19 protein-coding genes and 2 pseudogenes are annotated in these 21,506 nt (G+C 53.8%); 7 read left to right on the forward strand and 14 right to left on the reverse strand.

The window, feature by feature from the left end; genetic code table 11:
• Positions 1-268 precede the first annotated feature (268 nt).
• Positions 269-1,216 carry an NAD-dependent epimerase/dehydratase family protein gene (locus GM298_RS14350; RefSeq protein ID WP_259564677.1) on the reverse strand — a complete coding sequence of 316 codons (948 nt, stop codon included), beginning with the start codon at positions 1,214-1,216 and terminating at the stop codon, positions 269-271.
• A 92-nt stretch (positions 1,217-1,308) separates the two neighbouring features.
• Between GM298_RS14350 and GM298_RS14355 the strand changes: the two genes are divergently transcribed.
• Positions 1,309-1,743, forward strand: a complete 435-nt coding sequence (locus GM298_RS14355) for a MerR family DNA-binding transcriptional regulator (protein ID WP_262783860.1) — start codon at positions 1,309-1,311, stop codon at positions 1,741-1,743.
• On the opposite strand, the gene GM298_RS14360 is transcribed toward GM298_RS14355, so the two are convergent.
• Positions 1,708-2,445: a YoaK family protein gene (locus GM298_RS14360; protein ID WP_266154325.1), complete on the reverse strand. Its 738-nt coding sequence runs from the start codon at positions 2,443-2,445 to the stop codon at positions 1,708-1,710. The genes GM298_RS14355 and GM298_RS14360 overlap by 36 nt on opposite strands.
• Before the next feature lie 160 nt (positions 2,446-2,605).
• A complete protein-coding gene (locus tag GM298_RS14365) occupies positions 2,606-3,229 on the reverse strand; it encodes a glutathione S-transferase family protein (RefSeq protein WP_266154326.1) in 624 nt (207 codons plus the stop codon).
• A 431-nt stretch (positions 3,230-3,660) separates the two neighbouring features.
• Between GM298_RS14365 and GM298_RS14370 the strand changes: the two genes are divergently transcribed.
• Positions 3,661-4,116 (forward strand): hypothetical protein, encoded by a 456-nt coding sequence (locus GM298_RS14370; RefSeq protein ID WP_266154327.1) that lies wholly within the window; start codon positions 3,661-3,663, stop codon positions 4,114-4,116.
• A gap of 37 nt (positions 4,117-4,153) precedes the next feature.
• Here GM298_RS14370 and GM298_RS14375 read toward each other — a convergent pair.
• Positions 4,154-4,351 (reverse strand): annotated as a pseudogene (locus GM298_RS14375) (YybH family protein); the annotation flags it as partial.
• Positions 4,350-4,979: a hypothetical protein gene (locus tag GM298_RS14380; RefSeq protein ID WP_266154328.1), complete on the reverse strand. Its 630-nt coding sequence runs from the start codon at positions 4,977-4,979 to the stop codon at positions 4,350-4,352. The pseudogene GM298_RS14375 and the gene GM298_RS14380, both read right to left, overlap by 2 nt.
• A 293-nt stretch (positions 4,980-5,272) precedes the next feature.
• On the opposite strand from GM298_RS14380, the gene GM298_RS14385 reads away from it, so the two are divergent.
• Positions 5,273-5,944: a DUF4019 domain-containing protein gene (locus GM298_RS14385; protein ID WP_126801175.1), complete on the forward strand. Its 672-nt coding sequence runs from the start codon at positions 5,273-5,275 to the stop codon at positions 5,942-5,944.
• A gap of 348 nt (positions 5,945-6,292) precedes the next feature.
• On the opposite strand, the gene GM298_RS14390 is transcribed toward GM298_RS14385, so the two are convergent.
• The 3 genes from GM298_RS14390 to GM298_RS14400 all read right to left on the reverse strand — a co-directional run bounded on the left by GM298_RS14390 (position 6,293) and on the right by GM298_RS14400 (position 7,342).
• On the reverse strand, positions 6,293-6,508 hold the full coding sequence (locus GM298_RS14390) for a DUF6500 family protein (RefSeq protein WP_266154330.1): 216 nt from the start codon (positions 6,506-6,508) through the stop codon (positions 6,293-6,295).
• Positions 6,509-6,600: 92 nt separating this feature from the next.
• On the reverse strand, positions 6,601-6,918 hold the full coding sequence (locus GM298_RS14395; RefSeq protein ID WP_025760254.1) for a YebG family protein: 318 nt from the start codon (positions 6,916-6,918) through the stop codon (positions 6,601-6,603).
• A gap of 70 nt (positions 6,919-6,988) precedes the next feature.
• The gene (locus tag GM298_RS14400; RefSeq protein WP_095449810.1) at positions 6,989-7,342 is read right to left on the reverse strand and encodes a helix-turn-helix domain-containing protein; all 354 of its coding nucleotides are present in this window, start codon (positions 7,340-7,342) and stop codon (positions 6,989-6,991) included.
• Between the two features lie 335 nt (positions 7,343-7,677).
• Between GM298_RS14400 and GM298_RS14405 the strand changes: the two genes are divergently transcribed.
• Together GM298_RS14405 and oqxB are read left to right on the forward strand one after the other, a co-directional pair.
• Entirely contained in the window at positions 7,678-8,853 is a 1,176-nt protein-coding gene (locus tag GM298_RS14405) for an efflux RND transporter periplasmic adaptor subunit (RefSeq protein ID WP_025760255.1), read from the forward strand.
• Positions 8,854-8,877: 24 nt separating this feature from the next.
• Positions 8,878-12,033, forward strand: coding sequence for a multidrug efflux RND transporter permease subunit OqxB (oqxB, locus tag GM298_RS14410; RefSeq protein ID WP_266154331.1), 3,156 nt, complete (start codon positions 8,878-8,880; stop codon positions 12,031-12,033).
• A 66-nt stretch (positions 12,034-12,099) separates the two neighbouring features.
• Here oqxB and GM298_RS14415 read toward each other — a convergent pair whose 3' ends face one another.
• The 3 genes from GM298_RS14415 to GM298_RS14425 all read right to left on the reverse strand — a co-directional run bounded on the left by GM298_RS14415 (position 12,100) and on the right by GM298_RS14425 (position 14,782).
• Complete coding sequence (locus GM298_RS14415) at positions 12,100-12,579, reverse strand: RrF2 family transcriptional regulator (protein ID WP_266154332.1); 480 nt, start codon at positions 12,577-12,579, stop codon at positions 12,100-12,102.
• Positions 12,580-12,716: 137 nt separating this feature from the next.
• Complete coding sequence (locus tag GM298_RS14420; protein WP_266154333.1) at positions 12,717-14,105, reverse strand: sensor histidine kinase; 1,389 nt, start codon at positions 14,103-14,105, stop codon at positions 12,717-12,719.
• Positions 14,105-14,782, reverse strand: coding sequence for a response regulator transcription factor (locus tag GM298_RS14425; protein WP_025760259.1), 678 nt, complete (start codon positions 14,780-14,782; stop codon positions 14,105-14,107). Before GM298_RS14425 ends, GM298_RS14420 begins: the two co-directional genes overlap by 1 nt.
• A 98-nt stretch (positions 14,783-14,880) precedes the next feature.
• Between GM298_RS14425 and GM298_RS14430 the strand changes: the two are divergent.
• A pseudogene (locus tag GM298_RS14430) lies at positions 14,881-15,105 on the forward strand (nucleotidyltransferase family protein); the annotation flags it as partial.
• Positions 15,106-15,326: 221 nt separating this feature from the next.
• Here the strand turns inward: GM298_RS14430 and GM298_RS14435 are convergent.
• Positions 15,327-16,010: a hypothetical protein gene (locus tag GM298_RS14435; RefSeq protein WP_045284864.1), complete on the reverse strand. Its 684-nt coding sequence runs from the start codon at positions 16,008-16,010 to the stop codon at positions 15,327-15,329.
• Positions 16,011-16,499: 489 nt separating this feature from the next.
• Between GM298_RS14435 and GM298_RS14440 the strand changes: the two genes are divergently transcribed.
• Positions 16,500-18,215 carry a SulP family inorganic anion transporter gene (locus GM298_RS14440; protein ID WP_047958469.1) on the forward strand — a complete coding sequence of 572 codons (1,716 nt, stop codon included), beginning with the start codon at positions 16,500-16,502 and terminating at the stop codon, positions 18,213-18,215.
• 44 nt (positions 18,216-18,259) lie between these two features.
• Here GM298_RS14440 and dmsD read toward each other — a convergent pair whose 3' ends face one another.
• Complete coding sequence (gene dmsD / locus GM298_RS14445) at positions 18,260-18,874, reverse strand: Tat proofreading chaperone DmsD (protein WP_266154335.1); 615 nt, start codon at positions 18,872-18,874, stop codon at positions 18,260-18,262.
• Positions 18,875-18,956: 82 nt separating this feature from the next.
• The gene (gene ynfE, locus GM298_RS14450; protein WP_266154336.1) at positions 18,957-21,395 is read right to left on the reverse strand and encodes a selenate/tellurate reductase subunit YnfE; all 2,439 of its coding nucleotides are present in this window, start codon (positions 21,393-21,395) and stop codon (positions 18,957-18,959) included.
• Between the last annotated feature and the right edge of the window lie 111 nt (positions 21,396-21,506).

Below are 21,506 nucleotides of genomic sequence, written 5' to 3' on the forward strand. Positions count from 1 at the left end.
GTGTCTCCCTGTGCGCATGCGTTATAGCAACCACCGGTTGCCTGTTGTTATGCCATGTTTCGGCAGGGGTAGATGTCCTATAGCAAGCGTTTGGGAAGGGTTCCAGCGAAGGGGGAAAATCAGTAACCCTATGAAACTAGTGGCAACATCAGGTCAGGCCTTATGGCATAAGGCCTGATTGTGAGGCGGGCAGAATAGTCCTAAAGAAGAGATTTAAATGTGACGTTGTCACGAATTTAAAGCCGCTCGCAGGGCGGAGAGGCAAAAATTACGCCGTTTTCGCCGCTTTGCGTTGCCACTCCTGCCAGATTTCCTCCAGCCCTTGCCGGTAGGTGGTGACGGCAAATTCAGGGAATCGGCGTTTGAATTTCGTCGAATCAAACAGGTTGTCCTCGTCGTACCTGGGCAATAGCTCCCGTATTTCACGGGCGCCCTGCGAAAACAGCGCTGTCGCGGCGAAGGCCAGCTTGCCGAGGATGGCGTAGTCCGCTGGCTGTCCGAAGATCTCACAGGCGAGGGCGACGAATTGCTGGTACGTCAGCCTTTCGTCGCAGCAGGGTAAATGCCACGTCTGGCCGAAGGCGTCAGGGGTGTTGCCCAGCAGGGCAAGCGCTCGGCTGGCATCCGGCGTCCAGATGAGGGTGCGAAGCGTGTCGTCACGGACCGGAACGCGCGGACGCTTATGCTGCTTCAGCCTGTCGATAATAAGCGTATTGGTGAAGCTCTGCGTTTTATCGGGCCCATAGAACTCAGGCGCGCGACCGATGAGCACGGGAATGTCACCCCGTTGCATTTCATCAAGCACACGGTTGGCCATTTCTGCCCGGACTTGTCCTTTCCGTCCCCGGGGGGCAAAACGCGTCTCTTCTGTCTGCGGCACCGCGTTCTGGGGGTACATATAGGTGTTGTCGAAATAGACGAATTTTGCACCTGCCTGCCGCGTGGCCTCCAGGGCATTTTCCAGCATGGCTGGAAACTGACGTTCCCACAGCGCGGAATCAGGCGGCAGACCGGCAGTAAAGTAGACCGTGTCGCTACCATTAACCGCGTTCTGCGTCTGCCCGGCATCGAGGAGATTGGCCGAAACGGTGACATCGCTGTCGTTGATTTTTTGCGGATGGCGGCTGACCAGCCTGATATCGTCGGTGTAGCCGCGTTTGAGCTCGCGGGTCAGTTCACGGGCGATTTGCCCGCTGGCACCCAGAATAGTTTGCATTTTAGCTCCCTGATGAGATGACGATCCGGTTGACCGTATAAAAAGTTTAAGCTTAAAGTAAACTTTAAGGTCAATATGCCAGAGTGAACGAAATGAAAATTGGCGAACTGTCGAAAATGACGGGCATTGCCCCGTCGCGCATTCGGTTCTATGAGGCGCAAGGTTTACTGCCGCGCCCGGTCAGGCAGGAGAACGGATACCGCGCCTATTCCACCGATGCGGCAACGCTGCTGAACATCATCGACAATGCGCAGCGTACCGGGTTTACCCTCGAGCAAATACGTCGCTTCCTGCCGCAGCCGCAACAGCGCTGGGATCATGAGGGACTGATCCAGTCCCTTAAGACGCGTATTGCGGAGATAGAGGCGATGCAGAAGCAGCTTGAGGAAAACCGTAAAGAGCTGCTGACGCTGGTTGCCAGTCTCAGCAACCGGCCGGAGGGCATCACCTGTGACGACAACATGCAGCGTCTGCTGGGGCAGCTGCAGCACTCAGACGGAAGCGCGAACCCGTCGAACGCGCGTTGAGACAGTGATAATTGAGACAGTGGCGACCACGGTGAGCATCCCCCCGAGTATCAACATGGCGTTAAAGCCAATCCACCTGAACAATATAAGCCCGACGATACCGCCGGAAATAAACGAGAAAAGGGTGGTTAAGTGGGTTTTCAACTGACTTTTTTGTGCGGCCGTATCTTTGGAGTAATCCCTGCGGAGCATCGCCACCATGACAGAGGCCAGCGCGATCCCCGCGTCCGTCAGCGTGCCGGTAATATGCGTTGATCTCACCCGCCCGCCGGAAAGCTGCGTGGAGGTGGAATTATGAATGCCCATCAGAAAGCAGAGAAAAAGAATAATCTCGCGGTTGCTGGTGAGGGCATGAAAATACATCTCGTAGAAGGAGACGCCGGTCAGTAATATCCCCTCGACAAACAGGATCTGGCAAAAAACCAGCCTGACATTATGGATAATACCCCATATCACGATCGTTCGCGCAATAATGGCGCCGGCCACAAAAGAGAGAATAATCGAGCCGAAGAAAATAATGTCGCTCAGGTCGGTGGAAGAGACTTCGCTGGATAATTGCGAGGTGTTGCCGGTCATGTGTGAGGGGAAAAAGCCAAATGCCCCAAGGGCGATGGCGTTCAGCAAACCTGCAGAGGTCGCCAGCCAGAGAGCAAGCCGGCGATCCTCATGGTGCGTTCGTTCTTTCTTGAGTTTAATCAGCAAGAATACCTCCGGGTTGAGCTTTGCCTGACTATTCAGGCTAGCAAAGCGGTGCAACGGGCTGTCCAGGATATGGCTTAATTATTATTCCCTCTGACGACAATCAGGGTTTCGTAATTAAATAAAACAGCCTCGCTGCGGATATTCATTCTGACAGTAAGATTTATATCATGCCGTTATTGCCGTGGCGCAAAAACGCCGGGCGCTGGTTGAGATGTTCAAACCAGGCCTCAATCGCGGGCACGTCTGGCTTATCAAAGGGCGTCATTTTCCAGCGATTCACCGACAGCCCAAGCACCACATCCGCAAGGGTAAACGTCTCGCCCGCCGCAAAGGCACCGGTGCGCTGCAATTGATTCTCCAGAATAGTGACGCAGTGGTTCCACTCCTGGATCCCCGCCGCAATGCGCTCCGGGTCGTTAAAGTCCGGGTTTTTACGCCCCAGCGCCGGGAAGACATAGCGCCAGGCGTTATTGAATTCTGTTGCCTGCCAGTCCATCCAGCGCTCAACGTTGGCACAGGCCTGCGGTTCTGCGGGCAGCAGATCGTGACGGCCGGCCTTGCGCACCAGATAACGGCAGATGGCGTTGGACTCCCACAGCACGAAATCGCCATCAATCAGTACCGGCACCATGGCGTTGGGGTTCAGGGCGCGAAAGGCATCCGTTTCTGTCGAGGCAAAACCGCTGCCGTAATCTTCCTGTTGATACTCGAGGCCTGCTTCTTCGCAGGTCCAGAGCACTTTACGCACGTTGATGGAGGTGGTTTTGCCGAGGATGTTGATCATTGCGCAGGTGTCCTTTAATGGATGTTATTGTTTAAAAACAATACACCAGATGTGCCAGAGAGGTTGGGGCAAAATTTGGTGGGGCGTGCGCTTTCTGACTCCGGTGAACGATTCTGGAAGGCGCCTCGCAAACCGCAAAGTAACCTTATGAAATTCAGCGTTATGTCTTTTCCTCTACGGGGCGCGGTCGTAAAGTGCCTGCGTTGCGGCACATCCGCAATCGGGCGTAGGAACCCGCATCTACCATATAGTGACATTTCGTATGTCGCGGCAGCGCCGATCCCGTTACAATTGCGGTGGCGCTGGCGGAGCAGCCGTAAGGCTGGCCGTTTTTCTATATGGGCGGTATTCCTACCTCTGTCAGCGCTACCCCCCGAGCGTAGGAACTCAAGGGGGTGGTTATATGGACTACATATAGAAGGATGCTGGATATGACTACTATCCCAACCCTGACTTATCTCCCGTCTGACGAAAACGTCATTCTGCAACTTATCTCCCGACCGCTTCCGGCCGATGCCGATCTCTTTGACGTCGCCGACAACTGCGCCGCGCTGGTGAGCGTGCTGGTCGAAACCGATGATGTCGCGAGCCGTACAGCGCTGTGCGAGCGTCTTCTTGAGGCTCTGCGCAGGCTGCGTGCACTCTGCGATGTCGATCTACCACCATACCTGATTGAACAGCTGATCATCGGTGAGAAACTGAATTCCTGCGTACCCGATTGCTGGCAGGACACCTTAACGCAGGTGGACTATGTTCTGGCGCTGACGCAAGCGGTGAAGGGGGAAACGCTGCCCGCTCACGTAACAAAAGAACTGACGGGCCTGCTGCACGATATGGTGTGGCTGCTGGCTGAGTTTGTGAAGGAGCCGCGCATCACTGCGCATTAAGGGCAGGGAGGGGCGTCGGGCCCCTTTGAAACCGTGCTTATTGTGATGAATTCGCTGTATCCAGAAGTGATGTTCCGTAGGAGTTGTCGATAGTACAACGCCAGCGACCATCGCTCTCCAGCCGAAAAACATAGGTCGCGCGGCGGGATATTTCTGTTATCCCGCCCTGATCATCAGGAAAGCGCAGAACGGTTTCCATGATAACGAGGGCGTTACCCCCACCTTCGATCACTTTACGTCGTCTGTACCGCAGCCAAAAAAGTCATGTCCCCTCCCATATGCGCAGGAACCATTTCTTGAGGGTTTAGCAAGTGATATCCCGGGCTAGTAGGCCAAGGATCAAGAACGCCAACAGCCCTAACATCTGGTCCAAACGGCGTCATAAAATAATCGACAGAAACAACAACCATAGCATGGCTACGATTGGCGTATAAAAGAGGCCTGTCGTGGGCTAATTCGTTAATTATAATCATATTATTCATTGCAAGAATTTGATTAAATATATCATATGCTGCTACTACCTGAGACTGAAAGCTAACCCCCTGAGAGTCCAACCATGGTTGGCTTAAATTATTACCCATTGTTGATGTGTTACCTGTAGTGCAAATAGCGATATTTGAATTAAAACTTCTCTTAACAATTTCGGCTTGTTCAATGTGATGTCCATGAGCCTCAAAAATCATAGCAATCGATGCAGCCCAACACCAAAATGGGCAACTTTGAGTAACACGTTTGGGATGTGCTACATAAGCCCTCATTGGTTGCCCCTGAGGAGTCATAGGACCAAGTGGCATCACTGCTGATTTAGCAGACTGCATGGCAGTAAAACACAATAACATGCTTAAAAAACTGCGCCTATTCATGATAGCCTCGCCAATAAAAAATGAGATAACAAAGCATTGCTAAAAATCACATACATTAATTAGGTATTGCTAACGTGTTGACATGCACATTCTTTTAACATTATCACGCGAATAGAACTGATTTATGTAGTAAGCATGGGTGATATGCAAGCCATTGATTACTACATTATAGCTAATATCAATTAATTCATAATCATTCTTATGTAGATGGTACCTTTAGTAAGGTTATGCTATAAACCTTCCAGGCAATATATTTTTTCACTGTCCTCGTAACTCTGTGAGTGAGGTTAATTATGGCTGAAAAAATTTCAAAGCTCTCAATAGAAAAAGCATTACTATTTTCTTTTGCAGTTTTTTTTGTAATCATCATGTTGATACTCGTTGTTGCAATACCTAAACCAACAGAAATGCAGTGGCGAGTATTCGGGTTAGTTCTTGCTATGATTGCAGGCGGATTTGGCGCTATGCTGCCAGGTGCGTTGGAAGTCAATGTGAACAAAACCATTAAAGCGGCAGGTGCAGCCGGTTTTTTCGTAATCGTCTATTTTTTCAATCCGGCTGTTCTTGTATCCGAGGATCCTTTTAAATTCCCCCCGCCACCACCTAGTGCTGACGCACAGAAGGTTGCAGAAAAAATGCTCAGCGAAGTTAACAATGGACAATATGTAGAGCTTTATGAAAGCATGCATCCAGAATTTAAGGCTATGTATGATAAAAATCAATTTACTCTTTTATCAAATAATGTGAGAGCCCCTTTCGGAAAAGCCAGTAAAACAACTCAATTTGGTACTAATTCATCTAAAATATACAGCCCCCGTGGATATGTTCTCCAGTTTACATATCTATCTGAGTTTTCTGATGGCAGTAAAATATATGAAACACCTACAGTATTCGCAAGCGATAGCTCTACATGGCATCCTTTTGGTTATACAGTACAATCCATAAAAAACAATCATGAGAAATGAGTTGACCTGTTCCCAATTATTTAACAAAAACTGATGTTAACAACGTCTGCTTCTGGCACCGGGCAGACTACACCAGAAACAAAATATCCAGCTAGCGGCAGCGTAAAAGACACAGAGAAGATTGGCACACTCACGGGCGCAGAATCGGGAGTGGCCACTCCCATTCAGTACTCAACTGGAGAGTATCCTGTTGTTGAGGATGAATTGGCTTTGCTTATGAGAGCTGGACCGTTTATTTCGCCTCTCTGCACCCAGCCGTAACTTGGGCATCGATGATTGGCAAACTGATTTCATAACAATTATGCGACGGTTAGAGCAATGCAATCCCGCCGATCCCGCTTTCCAGCGTTATAAAGCTAAAACAAGCTTTCTGATCTTTTCAGCCTTTTCAAAATGGTCCAATTTCATTTCCATAATCCACCAGTGCGCAACTTCCATAAGCAGTTCAGGATTGTCATTTTTATTAGCAAAAAAAGCATAAAACGAAAGCCCAACATCGCTTCCCTTAGAGGCGATTTTTGAATCACAGATCCTGATGTTCTTTTCCTTCATTCCTTGCCGCACGCCATCTCCTTAACTCTTTTCATTTGCTGATTAAAAAAGCCGTAAGCATTTATCTGCTTACGGCTTTCGGACAGGTGATGATTTTCTTACAATCAGGCCGCTTTCACAGCCCTGATTTTTTTACTGCCAGCCTCATCTGACGCTGTTTCGTCAGTAGCGACAGGCGCATCGAGAGCGGGAAGCTTGCTGGTACGCAGAATATGCTGCACGGTCTCTTTCTGCTCGGCGAGATACAGACCAAGATTTTCAGCCTGCGTTTCATCCATCTGCATTCCGCTTTGCAACAGCCAGTCGGTGAACGCGTCGGCCATATCGAGCAGCTTGTCGTGAGCGTCAGCCTCTTTCTTACTGGCAAATGTCATTTTCTCTTCACCTTTTCTTACGACAACAAATTTTGTTTCAACAGCCATCGTGCACCTCGCTATACTGTATTTATATACAGTATAGCAGCAACAGATCGACGTTGCAGCAAAATATGCATTACTGGCGAAGTTGCTGTGTTTCCGGGCCACCCATGCTGCGCCGCCATGCCCCAGGAGCCTGGCCATACTGACGCTTGAAGCTGCGGTTGAAGGACTGCTGGGAGTCAAAGCCCAGGGCGATCGCCACGTTCAGGATCGGTTCGTCGCTGTGGGTTAACCGTTCAACCGATTTTTGCAGCTTTCGAGCACGAATATACCCGGCGAGGGGATAGCCCGTATGTTCTTTAAACAGGCGCTGCAGGTGCCATTTTGAATAGCCGGATCGCCTGGCGACGGTCTCAATGTCCAGACGACTGTCCAGATTGTTGTCGATCCAGTCGAGTAAATCGTGCATAAATGCGCCAGTGTTCATCTGATTACCCCCACGCAGCGTAGAAAAAGTATCTTTGTCTGTTGCATTTAAAGGTGGCGTGTTTTTCCGTTAATTGCAAGTTTTATTGTTGCATTTAAATCCCTGTCCGAAACGGGTCTTTTCACATCGACACAAATAGCACATAAAGTGCAACAATTATTCTTGCACTTAGTTAAGCGCCTTCCTACAATCGCCGCGATAGTGTACTCGCAACTGTTACAGTTTTGTGGCGATGAACGACACAAATGGCCTTCAGCCAGCTACCGGACAAAGGAAGTGGCGCGGCGCCTCCCGCTGCGTCTTGCCCGGCAGCTACAATTACCGGAATAAAAATAATGAGCCTGCAAAAAACCTGGGGAAACGTTTATCTGAGCGCGCTGGGGGGGATGTTGATCTCCGCGCTGCTCGTGGGATGTGATAACAGCGTCGCGCAAAACGCCGCGCCACCCGCGCCCTCCGTCAGTGCGGCTGACGTGGTCGTGAAATCCATCAGCCAGTGGGATAGTTTTAACGGCCGGATTGAAGCGGTGGAAAGCGTTCAGCTGCGCCCGCGCGTCTCCGGCTACATTGATAAAGTGAATTACACCGACGGCCAGGAAGTGAAAAAGGGCGAGGTGCTGTTCACCATTGATGACCGAACCTACCGCGCCGCGCTGGAACAGGCACAGGCGAACCTGGCGAGGGCCAAAACGCAGGCCAGCCTGGCGCAAAGTGAGGCTAACCGTACCGATAAGCTTATCGCTTCTCATCTGGTCTCCCGGGAAGAGTGGGAGCAGCGTCGTTCGGCCGCCGTTCAGGCGCAGGCCGACATTCGCGCCGCGCAGGCGGCAGTAGACGCAGCACAGCTTAACCTGGACTTCACTAAAGTGACCGCGCCTATCGATGGCCGCGCCAGCCGGGCGTTGATCACCAGCGGTAATCTGGTCACCGCGGGCGATACCGCCAGCGTGCTCACCACGCTGGTCTCGCAGAAGACGGTTTACGTCTATTTCGATGTGGATGAGTCGACCTATCTTCACTATCAAAACCTCGCCCGCAGCGGGCAGGGGGCATCCAGCAATCATATGGCGCTGCCGGTTGAGATTGGCCTGACGGGCGAAGAAGGCTATCCCCATCAGGGCAAAGTGGATTTCCTGGACAACCAGCTCACGCCGAGTACCGGTACCATCCGCATGCGTGCGCTGCTGGATAACTCCCAACGTCAGTTCACACCGGGGCTGTTTGCCCGCGTACGCCTGCCGGGCAGCGCAGCATTCAAAGCCACGCTTATCGACGACAAAGCGGTGCTGACCGATCAGGATCGCAAATACGTCTACATCGTGGATAAAGAGGGGAAAGCCCAGCGCCGCGACATTACGCCGGGGCGTCTGGCAGACGGTTTACGCATCGTGCGGCAGGGGCTGAACCCAGGCGATAAAGTCATCGTCGAGGGTTTACAAAAAGTGTTTATGCCGGGAATGCCGGTTAACGCCAAAACCGTTGCCATGACCGCCAGCGCCGCACTCAACTGATCCTTTGACCTGAGAATCCAATCTATGGACTTTTCCCGCTTTTTCATCGACAGGCCGATTTTTGCCGCCGTCCTGTCGATTCTGATTTTTATCACAGGATTGATCGCCATCCCGCTGCTGCCGGTGAGCGAATATCCTGACGTCGTGCCGCCAAGCGTTCAGGTGCGCGCGGAGTACCCGGGCGCCAACCCGAAAGTGATTGCCGAGGCCGTGGCGACGCCGCTGGAAGAGGCGATCAACGGCGTTGAGAATATGATGTACATGAAATCCGTCGCGGGCTCGGACGGCGTGCTGGTCACCACCGTGACCTTCCGTCCGGGGACTGACCCGGATCAGGCGCAGGTTCAGGTGCAAAACCGTGTCGCGCAGGCCGAGGCGCGTCTGCCGGAAGACGTACGCCGTCTGGGCATTACCACCCAGAAACAGTCGCCGACGCTGACGCTGGTGGTGCATCTGTTTTCGCCTAACGGTAAGTACGACTCCCTGTACATGCGTAACTACGCCACCCTGAAGGTGAAGGATGAGCTGGCGCGCCTGCCTGGCGTGGGTCAGATCCAGATCTTCGGCTCGGGCGAATACGCGATGCGCATCTGGCTGGATCCGAATAAAGTGGCGGCGCGCGGGCTGACCGCCTCGGATGTGGTGACGGCGATGCAGGAGCAGAACGTTCAGGTGTCCGCCGGTCAGCTTGGCGCCGAGCCGCTGCCGAAAGAGAGCGATTTCCTGATCTCCATTAACGCCCAGGGCCGTCTGCATACTGAAGAAGAGTTTGGCAATATCGTTCTGAAAACCACGCAGGATGGTACAGTCGTCCGCCTGCGCGACGTGGCGCGAATTGAGATGGGCTCCGGCAGCTATGCGCTGCGTTCTCAGCTGAACAATAAAGACGCGGTCGGGATTGGTATCTTCCAGTCGCCGGGGGCGAACGCCATCGACTTGTCTAATGCGGTGCGCGCCAAAATGGACGAACTGTCCACGCGTTTCCCGGACGATATGAAGTGGGCGGCACCTTACGATCCGACGGTCTTTGTGCGTGATTCCATCCGTGCGGTCGTGCAAACGCTGCTGGAAGCGGTAGTGCTGGTGGTGCTGGTGGTGATTCTGTTCCTGCAAACCTGGCGCGCGTCAATCATTCCGCTGATCGCGGTGCCGGTGTCGGTGGTGGGTACCTTCAGCATCCTCTACCTGCTGGGCTTCTCGCTCAACACCCTGAGTTTATTCGGGCTGGTATTGGCCATCGGTATCGTGGTGGATGACGCCATCGTGGTGGTGGAAAACGTCGAGCGAAATATTGAAGAGGGGCTTGCACCGCTTGCGGCGGCGCATCAGGCGATGCGTGAGGTCTCCGGGCCGATTATCGCGATTGCGCTGGTGCTGTGCGCGGTGTTTGTGCCGATGGCGTTCCTCTCGGGCGTGACCGGCCAGTTCTACAAGCAGTTTGCGGTGACGATCGCCATCTCCACGGTGATCTCCGCCATCAACTCGCTGACGCTCTCTCCGGCGCTGGCGGCCCTGCTGCTAAAACCGCACGGCGCACCGAAAGATTTGCCGACCCGGCTTATCGACCGACTGTTCGGCTGGCTTTTCCGTCCGTTTAACCGCTTCTTCCACCGCAGCTCGAACGGCTATCAGGGGCTGGTGGGTAAAACCCTCGGACGTCGCGGCGCGGTGTTCGTAGTCTATCTGCTGCTGCTCTGCGCGGCGGGCGTGATGTTTAAAGCGGTACCCGGCGGGTTTATTCCGACGCAGGACAAGCTGTACCTGATTGGCGGTGTGAAAATGCCGGAAGGCTCTTCGCTGGCGCGCACCGACGCGGTGATCCGCAAAATGAGCGAAATCGGGATGAATACCGAAGGCGTGGACTATGCGGTGGCGTTCCCGGGGCTGAATGCCCTGCAGTTCACCAACACGCCGAATACCGGGACGGTGTTCTTTGGCCTGAAGCCGTTCGACCAGCGTAAGCATTCCGCGGCGGAAATTAACGCGGAGATCAACGCGAAAATCGCGCAAATCCAGGAGGGCTTTGGCTTCTCCATCCTGCCGCCGCCGATTTTAGGGCTGGGTCAGGGGTCGGGTTATTCCCTGTACATTCAGGATCGCGCCGGTCTGGGCTATGGTGCGCTGCAAAACGCGGTTAACACCATGTCCGGGGCGATTATGCAGACGCCGGGGATGCATTTCCCAATCTCGACCTACCAGGCAAACGTTCCGCAATTGGACGTGCAGGTTGACCGTGATAAGGCGAAAGCGCAGGGCGTGTCGCTGACCGATCTTTTCGGGACGCTGCAAACCTATCTCGGCTCGTCGTACGTGAATGACTTTAACCAGTTCGGCCGTACCTGGCGCGTGATGGCGCAGGCGGACGGGCAGTTCCGCGACAGCGTGGAAGATATCGCGAACTTACGCACCCGCAATAGCCAGGGCGAAATGGTGCCGATTGGCAGTATGGTGAATATCACGACCACCTACGGGCCGGACCCGGTGATTCGCTACAATGGCTACCCGGCAGCGGATCTGATTGGCGATGCCGACCCGCGTGTGCTTTCGTCCACTCAGGCGATGACGCAGCTGGCGGGTATGTCTAAGCAGATCCTGCCAAACGGGATGAATATTGAATGGACGGACCTGAGCTTCCAGCAGGCCACGCAGGGCAATACGGCGCTGATCGTCTTCCCGGTCGCGGTACTGCTGGCGTTCCTGGTGCTGGCTGCGCTGTACGAAAGCTGGACGCTGCCGCTGGCGGTGATCCTCATCGTACCGATGACGATGCTCTCCGCACTCTTTGGCGTCTGGCTGACCGGTGGCGATAACAACGTGTTCGTGCAGGTGGGGCTGGTGGTCCTGATGGGGCTGGCCTGTAAAAACGCCATCCTTATCGTGGAGTTTGCCCGCGAGCTGGAAATCCAGGGGAAAGGGATCATGGAGGCCGCGCTGGAGGCGTGCCGCCTGCGTTTACGCCCGATTGTGATGACCTCCATCGCCTTTATTGCCGGGACCATTCCGCTGATCCTCGGCCACGGCGCGGGGGCAGAAGTACGCGGCGTCACCGGGATCACCGTCTTCTCTGGGATGCTGGGCGTGACGCTGTTTGGCCTGTTCCTGACGCCGGTGTTCTACGTGACGCTGCGTAAGTTCGTGACGCGCGGGAAAAAAGAGGAAAGGGACGTTCTGCCAGCGTAAGGACGTTGCAGTTAATAAAAAACCGCCTTCACAGTGAAGGCGGTTTTTTTTGTACCAGGTAAATTATTACGATGTTTTTTGATACTGGGCGATAAGATCGGGGAGCGGATCCCATCCGCTGCTGTCGGCGTTTTTCACCGCTTCCAGCGCGCTTGCTACGGTGTGGCGGGCCAGTACGGCTAACGACGCCTGCTCGGCCTCTTCGGAAATTGATTTAAAGTACCAGCACGCGTTAGCGCTGACCACGCAGCGGGCCGGCACGTCAGGGCGCAACGCCCACAGTTTTTTATCTTCGATGACCGAAAGGTAGATATCGCGCAGGGTGATCTCTTCCGGCGGGCGACCAAGATGAATGGAGCCATTGCGGCCAAGCGTTGAGACGATAATGCCGTCACGCGTGAGCGGAACCATTAATTTGCGGATGAAGCTCGGGTTCGCTTCCAGGCCGTAGGCCAGAATCGCACTCGTTGAACGTTCGCCCAATTGCTCCGCCATCGCTACGCTGAGAACCATCTGCAAAGCTGTCGGGAAGCGGTAATCTAACATTTTTGTATCCTGGGTTGCGGTGAATCTTGTTCTTTTTGGCACCGCAGAGGTGAATAAGCAATAAACAACAATATAACAAATACGGTTTTTTTTTTGAAGCAATCTGCGGCATTTGCGATCAAACACCCTGTTCTGGTTTAGCTAAACGTGCGGTTGGGGAAGTCAACCGTCACCATCAGGCCGCCTTCAGCGGATGGACTCAGGTTAACGCGGCTGTTGTGCTGCTGCGCCACCGCTTTGACGATGGCAAGCCCCAGACCGCTTCCGCTTTGCATCTGATTCGGGTCGCGGAAAAAACGGTCGAACACACGTTCCCGCAGTTCAGGCGCAATACCGGGCCCCGCATCCGAGACACGCAGCTGCGTGCAGCCATCGAGTGCGCGTACGTCGACCTGAATCCGCCCCCCTTCAGGACTGTACTTCACCGCATTCTCAATCAGGTTATCAATCAGCGACACCAGGCGTTCCCTGACGCCCGCGATCCAGATGTCATCCTGCGAGAAGAACTCCAGCTCAATCCTGCGCGCAGAGGCTAACGGCTCCAGCTCGGCCATGCGCTCCTGAATGAGAGTTGTCAGCGGCACCGGCTCCATCTCGGTGTCAATGCGCGCTTCGCTGTGCATCATCAGCAGCAGCTGATTGACGAGACGCGCAGCACGGCTGTTGCTGCGAATAACCCCCGCAAGCAGCTCCTGTTGGCTCTCGCTGATGACCCAGGACTGCAGCGCCTCCACGTTGATGCGCATCGCTGCGAGGGGAGTACGCAGCTCGTGCGCCGCATCGGCAATGAAAACCCGTTCCCGCTCAGCGCTTTCACGCACCCGGGCAAGGAAATCATTGATCGCATCCACCATCTGGCGAAGCTCCCTGTGTTTGGGGACGGCCTTTAAAGGGGAGAGATCGTCAGGCGTGCGTAACGTAATTTCACTGACCACCCGGTTCCAGGGGCGCATCGCAATGCGGATCGACAGCCACGCGGGAAACAGCAGAAAAGGGAAGCAGACCAGCAGCGGCAGGATGTAGTAACCCCGCGAGTTCAGGTAGATAAAGAAGTTCCAGCCGCTGGCTGGCGTGAAGAGGGTGACCTCCACGTCGGAGTGAGGGGACTTAAGGGTGCGGCTGGTCCAGGTACGATCGTCACTCTGAACGCGCTCCAGTTCCCCGAACCGGGTGTTTGTTATCCCAGAGGGCGCGCCGTCGGAGGCAAAAATAACATCATTGTTCTTGCGCACGATAAGGTTAATCGACAGCACGGGATCTTCACCGCCGCCATAGCCTTCGCGCAGCGCCTGGCTAAAGGCTTCGAGCACCGCGGTGCGATCCTGCGGGCGTTCGTCCATCCGCTCAACCAGGGTAAAAAGGGTTTCGTAGGTTTTACTGCCCGTGAGGATGGGAGGACTGCGCAGGTCCTCCCACAGAATGAAGGTTAAAAAAAGACACCACAGCAGCGTAAGCAACAGCATCTGGGCGATGATAATTCGCCGCACCAGCGTGGGGTGTCGCAGGTGGGACCAAAAGTTTCGCATTAACCGGTCACCTTCTGGACAGAGACGGTATCAATGACATACCCGACGCCCCGTACCGTTCGCACGTAACCGTCGCCAATTTTTCGCCGCAAATTACCCATATGCACGTCGAGCGCATTGCTGAGGTTTTCTTTGTTGCCGAAGATCCTTTCTTCCAGGAACCGGCGCGTTAGCACGCGGTCAGCGCGCAGCATCAGCGTTTCAAGCAGGGCGTATTCACTGGCCGTCAGGTCAACGTGGCGCGCGCTCACCGTCACGCGACGCGTCGGCACATGAAGCGACAGCCCGCGAATTTCTATTGCCTCATTTTCAAAACCGTAACTGCGTCGCGCAAGGGCTCTCACCCTTGCCAGCAGCTCGGCGAGAACAAAGGGTTTGACGAGATAGTCGTCTGCGCCCGCATCCAGCCCGTACAGGCGATCCTGCAACGTTCCTCGCGCCGTCAGGATGATAACGGGGATGCCCTTAAGCTGCTGGCGCAAACGCGTCATCAGGCTCATGCCATCGCCATCGGGCAGCCCTAAGTCGAGTAAAACAAGCTCAGGCACGCAGACGTCAAGCTGATGCAGCGCATCCTCTTTCCGGCGAACCCATATAACGTCAAAGCCTTGATCGGAGAGGGCGATACGTACGCCATTGCCGAGATCCAGGTCGTCTTCAATAAGTAGAATTTTCACAGTGGTAACTGTATCGGCAGTGAATGAAGAACATCTTAAGAAAAAGCGGCTTGCGGTTTTGAGGGGGTAATTACGGTAATTTAAGCCGCTCCGGTTTAGATGGCGGGGCGGCCTATCACTCAACAGAAAATGCGCTATTGTACTGGCCTGAAACTGCGACGGCCGTGGCCGTCAGACTGGGCGATAACGATCTCATCGAGGTCATTGCTCCCTATGGTCTTAATGACCGGTTTGAGCTGCGTTTAAGACCGACGCCCGTATTTGATCGGGAAAAGTATGATGCCTTTAGGCGACGTTGGCTAGCGCGTTATCCTCAGTTGCAGCACATCACTGATCATCGTCGATGTTTTGTAGCAAGTCTGTGTGTTGGATGGACATTATTTTATCAAGGTTTGGCGGAAAGAAGAGGGACGAGAGAAGAGGGAAGTTGCGAGGGGTGTAGGTATGGTGTGAGCGAGAAGCGGACTTAAACTCATTCGGCTTCCGGCTATTACGCTAGCATATGTGGCGGAAGACTTTTTGGCATACGACTACAACGTCTCAGTTAACTCTTTAATGGATAACATTTTGTCCAGTTGTAATTGACCTTCACTAATATCAATTCTCCCGAAACATTGCCGAAATTAAGAGCCTGACGTTCAATAAAAAATTGACGTAGGGTTACGGGTAAAAAAGCAGCGCTGTAGCGCAGAAGTGTGCTGTGCCAGAATGGTGCTGGTAAAGGGCTGCCGGTATGTCGCATTAGCAACTCTTTTTTCCAGTGTGAATCCAGAACCTTTTCGCAAAACGACTGGCGCAGATCTATCGCAGCACGTTCAGGGATCCCAGCAAGCAACAACTGGCTGGGCAACGCAACTAACCGGAGATCTTTGATAACAATTTTTTTCGCATGAAATTCTGTCCAGATATTTGTCAATTGCTCCATTTTCTCTGGCAATTGTTCGTTTACGTTATACAGTGGTAGTGTCAGGGGTAAGAAAGTGAAATGGAAACCCTGTGTTGGCAGCGTATCGGCAAGCGGATCATCCTTTGTGAGCCTTTTCATTTCCTCAATAAGATGTGAGACAGAACCGGACACAGGAGGCTTAATGCCTGCTGCAAGAGCAAGTTTAAGCGGATCGTAGTAGTTTTCTTCTCTGGCCTTCCCAATCCCTGCATTTTTCAGCCACATTGCGAGGGTGTTCTCATTTGCAGCAAGATACATTTTTTGCAGGTTTACTGAGTTCATGACATACCTTCTGACAGAAGTGTGCGACCAGATGATTGATTATATTTCTTTCAGGCATCTCAGACTATGCGTTTAATTGTCCAGTTTAATCTGAACTGAAGATATGAGATGCATGGCTGATAAGAAATATCTATACGGGGCGGAAGTTAATCTGCTCACCGTCCACTCCTGGCACTAAGCAGACAATCTTCTGGGCTTAACTTTTTCTCAAGACTCCTCATACCGAACCACAAACCTGTTAGATCATCGGCTCCCGTGCTGTCGATTCCACCCATCCGTCGTCCGCGTGCAGCACGGCAGCATCCGGCAGGTACAACCCCGGCTAAGCAGTAGTTTTTGAACTATGTTTAACACCAGTCAGAATATCAAAATAGTTAAGTGTTTATATGGCCCGAGCGGCGGGGCCTCCGTCCGGAGCATTTGAAAGCCAGAACCTCACTTAAAAGTGTGCCAACATTTCGCGGGTAATATTAATCTCCGGAGAATAACGTGTTCGGAAAGTATTTTTTAAGCTACATGCCGGGCCTGCAAAATTTGTTAGCCTACGATAAAAGCTGGCTAAAACATGATGTTAAAGCCGGGTTATCCGTCGCGGCTGTCGCGCTACCGGTTGCGATTGCTTATGCGGAGCTGGCGGGGGTTGGGGCCATAGTCGGGCTGTACTCCTGCGTTTTACCGATGATAGCGTATGCACTGTTTGGCTCTTCACGTCAGCTTATTGTCGGCCCTGATGCCACAACCTGTGCGGTGATTGCGGCCGTGGTGTTTCCTCTTTCGGCGGGAAATCCTGAACTGCACTGGCAACTGACGATCGTCATGACGTTGATGATGGGCGGATGGTGTCTGCTTGCCAGTAAATTTCGCCTCGGCGCGCTTGCCGATCTGCTTTCTCATCCCATTCTTACCGGTTTGCTGAATGGCGTAGCCGTGACGATTATTGTCGGGCAAATCGGCAAGGTTTTAGGGATCAAGCTTGATGAGGCGCAGGTTATCGAGAAAATCATCGCCTTGCCAGGCCGCATTTCAGACAGCCATTTTTTAACCGCAGGAATATCACTTTTAACGCTCGCTATTTTAATGGCTATCAAAACGTACCGCAGCCACTGGCCCGCACCTTTGATTGCCATTGTTCTGACGACGTTACTGGTCTGGGGGACATCTGCACAACAGTACGGTATTGCCACCATTGGGGGAGACGGTTTCCAGCCTGGTTTGCCCGTTGTTCACTGGGAGACGTTCCAGCCTGGTCCGATGCGTGATTTGGTGATCCCGGCGCTGAACCTGGCGTTGGTCAGTTTTGTGAGTCTGATGCTGACCGCCCGCAGTTTCGCCGCGAAAAATGGCTATGAAATTAATGCGGATGCCGAGTTCCGGGCGCTGGGTATTGCGAACCTGATGGCGGGATTATCTCAGGGGTTTGCTATCAGTGGCGCCGATTCCCGGACCGCGGTGAATGATTCAGTTGGGGGGAAAAGCCAGCTGGTTTCCGTGGTCGCCGCCTTAATCATCGGTATCGTCGTGGTATTTTTCACTCAGCCACTGCAGTTTATTCCGGTTTCGGCGTTAGGGATTGTTCTAATGTATGCATCGTGGTCATTGATTGATTTACGTGGGCTTTGGAACCTGAGACGGCGAAATAAACAGGCCTTTCGCCTGGCCTTCTTCACGTTTGGCTGTGTGTTAATTATCGGCGTTATCCAGGGGATCGGCCTCGCGGTGTTGCTTGGCCTGTTACAGTTCCTGCGTACCGTCTTTCGTCCCTCCGAGCACTTACTGGGCACTGACGAAGATGGCATGATTCACTCATTAGGCAATACCACCGATATTAAAATGGTCCCGGGTGTGCTGATGTATCGGTTTAACTCACCCTTGACCTATTTTAATGTGGCTTATTTTAAACGCCGGGTTTTGAACTTAGTTGATGGTGCAGCATTACAGCCTAAATGGGTGATTATTGATGCCGTGGCTTGCTTCACCTATTCAGACATCAGTGTTCTGGCAACCATAAATGAGTTAAAGCGCGACCTGAAAGCTCGGCAGGTTACGTTAATTCTTGCGGGCAGGAAAACAGAATTAACGCGCTGGTTTAAAGACAGCCGGCCAACAATGAATGATGATGACATGATTCTGGCACCAGACCTCTATCTGGCACTTCGGTTCATTCAAAGCAAAGAGAGTGCGAGTGAATCGGGTGGAGAGGTATAAACCAAACCCAGGCTTGCCCGCCAGCCGCGAGCAAGCCGTACCCCTTAGCGATACAGCGTCTTTTCCGCAACCGGAACAAGCAACGCGGAACGCCAGTCCGCCAGCGTCAGCTGCGCGAGTTTGCCCAGCGCGGTATAAAACGGATGCCCGGCGTTGTCGACAAACACCGAGAGGAAACGGGTACTCCACGGCAGAAGATGCCACGCCAGAAGCCGATCGCACTCCGCTTCGCGACCATTCTCGGCCAGCCACGCCGCCAGCAGCAGCAGGGTACCGAAATGATCTTCCGGTTCATTTTGCTGCATCTCAAAAGCAATGCCGTTTTCTCGCATCCACTGGCGCAGCGCGAGGGTCGAGTCGCCAAACAGCACCGATTCGCGGTCCAGCCAGACGGAGCCCCACGGCGGTGCGGGCAGGGCATAAGGGCCAATAAACAGCCGTTGCCAGGCGTCCGTCAGCGGCTCATCGGCTGGGGCGGCAAAGGTTTCGGCAAGGGGCTGCAGCGTTTCCGGTGGCAGCGGCCAGTCCTGAACCCATTCACCCGTGGTAAGGGCCTGCACCAGCGGCGCGGCCTGCTCGCTGTCGGGTGAAAAATAAAACAGCGCGCCCAGTACGCGGGCGCTGAACGCGAACGATTCACGCGGTGAGACGTCTTTCATTAAACCTTCCTTGCTCGCGCGGATTGCGCCCGCGCGGCTGTGTTAATCAAGAATACTGACCGTATAATAAACCACGATCGTGCTAAACCTTTTCGATCTGCACCAGATTGGTGTGCTGCGGGTTGCCTTTTGCCAGCGGCGACGGGCGGTGCGTGGTCAGGGTATTGATGCATGATCCGTGGTCAATACGATCGCCGCTCATCCTGGCGTCGTGCCAGGCGCCCTGGCCCATGGCGCTCACGCCGGGCATGATGCGCGGTGTGACTTTCGCTTCAATTCGCACTTCACCGCGTTCGTTAAAGACGCGCACCATATCGCCGTTCTTAATGCCGCGTTTTTCGGCATCGACCGGGTTAAGCCATACCTCCTGCCGACAGGCCGCTTTCAGCACGTCGACGTTGCCATAGCTTGAGTGGGTACGGGCTTTGAAGTGGAAGCCAAACAGCTGCAGCGGGAACTGCTCGCGTTCGGGCGCGTCCCAGCCGTCAAAGGTCGAGGCGTAGACGGGCAGCGGGCTGATGGTTTCATCTTTTTCCAGCTCCCAGGTGGCGGCAATCTCCGCGAGTTTGCTGGAATAAATTTCAATCTTGCCCGACGGCGTTTTCAGCGGATTGGCCTCCGGGTTCTCGCGGAATTTTTTATAGGCCACAAAGTGCCCGTTCGGATCTTTGCGCTTATAAATGCCCATTTTTTTCAGCTCGTTATAGGAGGGCAGTGTGGGATCTTTTTCGAGCATTTTGGCATACAGATACTGCAGCCACTGCGCCTGCGTCCGTCCTTCGGTGAATTTCTGATGAATATCCGGTCCAAGGCGTTTCGCCACTTCACTCATGATCCAGTAGATGGGCTTGCGCTCAAACTTCGGCGCGGTCACGGGCTGGAGGAAAATCAGATAGCCCATGTTCCCGGCGTAATCGTTCGGAATGATGTCTTCCTGCTCAACGGTCATGAGATCCGGCAGCAGGATATCGGCATATTTCGCTGATGAGGTCATAAAGTTGTCGATGACGACAATCATTTCGCACTTGCTTTCATCCTGCAGGATATCGTGGGTTTTATTGATATCGGAGTGCTGGTTGATGAGGGTATTGCCCGCGTAGTTCCAGATGAACTTAATCGGCACGTCCAGCTTATCTTTCCCGCGCACGCCGTCGCGCAGGGCGGTCATTTCCGGTCCACGAGCGATGGCATCCGTCCAGCTGAAGCAGGAAATTTGCGTTTTGACCGGGTTGTCCGGCAGCGGCATACGTTCGATAGTGATGGTGTATGTCGACTCACGCGCGCCGCTGTTACCGCCGTTGATCCCCACGTTTCCGGTGAGGATAGGCAGCATCGCGATCGCGCGGGCGGTCAGTTCACCGTTTGCCTGGCGCTGGGGTCCCCAACCCTGGCAGATGTAAGCCGGTTTGGCGGAGCCGATTTCACGGGCAAGCTTAACAATGCGATCGGCGGGTATGCCCGTAATGCGGGAAGCCCACTCAGGGGTTTTCGCGGTCTTGTCATCACCCTGACCGAGAATATACGCTTTGTAGTGGCCGTTAGCGGGTGCGCCTTCCGGCAGCGTTTTCTCATCATAGCCCACGCAGTATTTATCCAGGAACGGCTGGTCGACCAGGTTTTCGGCGATCAATACCCACGCAATACCGGCTACCAGCGCGGCATCGGTACCCGGACGGATGGGGATCCACTCATCTTCGCGGCCAGCGGCGGTGTCAGTGTAGCGCGGGTCGATGACGATCATGCGCGCACTGGAGCGCTCGCGAGCCTGCTCCAGATAGTACGTAATCCCGCCACCGCTCATGCGCGTTTCCGCTGGGTTATTGCCAAACATTACCACCAGTTTGGTGTTTTCGATGTCAGACGTGCTGTTGCCGTCGTTGCTGCCGTAGGTGTAGGGCATCGCACAGGCGATTTGTGCCGTGCTGTAAGTGCCGTAGTGGCTCAGGAAACCGCCGTAGCAGTTCATCAGGCGCGCCACCAGTGAAGCATAAGGGGAGGAACGGGTAATATTGCCGCCGACAATGCCGGAAGAGTAGTTGATGTAAACCGCTTCGTTGCCGTATTTGGCTACGACGTCTTTCAGGCTGGCAGTGAGGGTATTGAGGGCTTCGTCCCACGTGATGCGCTCGAATTTGCCTTCACCGCGTTTACCCACCCGTTTCATCGGGTAGTTCAGACGGTCAGGATGATTAATGCGGCGGCGAATAGAACGTCCGCGCAGGCAGGCGCGCACCTGATGGTTACCGTAAATATCGTCACCGGTATTATCCGTTTCAACCCAGTACACTTCGTCGTCACGGACGTGCAGACGCAATGCACAGCGGCTGCCGCAGTTAACCGAGCAGGCGCCCCAGACCACTTTATCTTCGGCAGCATTCATGGCGTTTTGCACGGCCGCGGCGGCACGTTTCACGCCAAAGGGCAACGACAAACCGCCGGCGGCAAGCGCCAGAGAACCAATGGCGGTAGATTTTACGAGTGTTCGACGGCTAATTCCGCCGTGATGTTCACTATCGGACATGGCTCACCCCATCATTATAATTGCGTATTATTTTTCCCGTTATTACAACCGGGCTAATGATGGGGTGAGTGTTACTGATTTGGGGGGATTAGATCTTAATCCTCATCAAAT

Source organism: Enterobacter sp. HSTU-ASh6 (genome assembly GCF_026319105.1).
Classification (GTDB): Bacteria; Pseudomonadota; Gammaproteobacteria; order Enterobacterales; family Enterobacteriaceae; genus Enterobacter; species Enterobacter sichuanensis.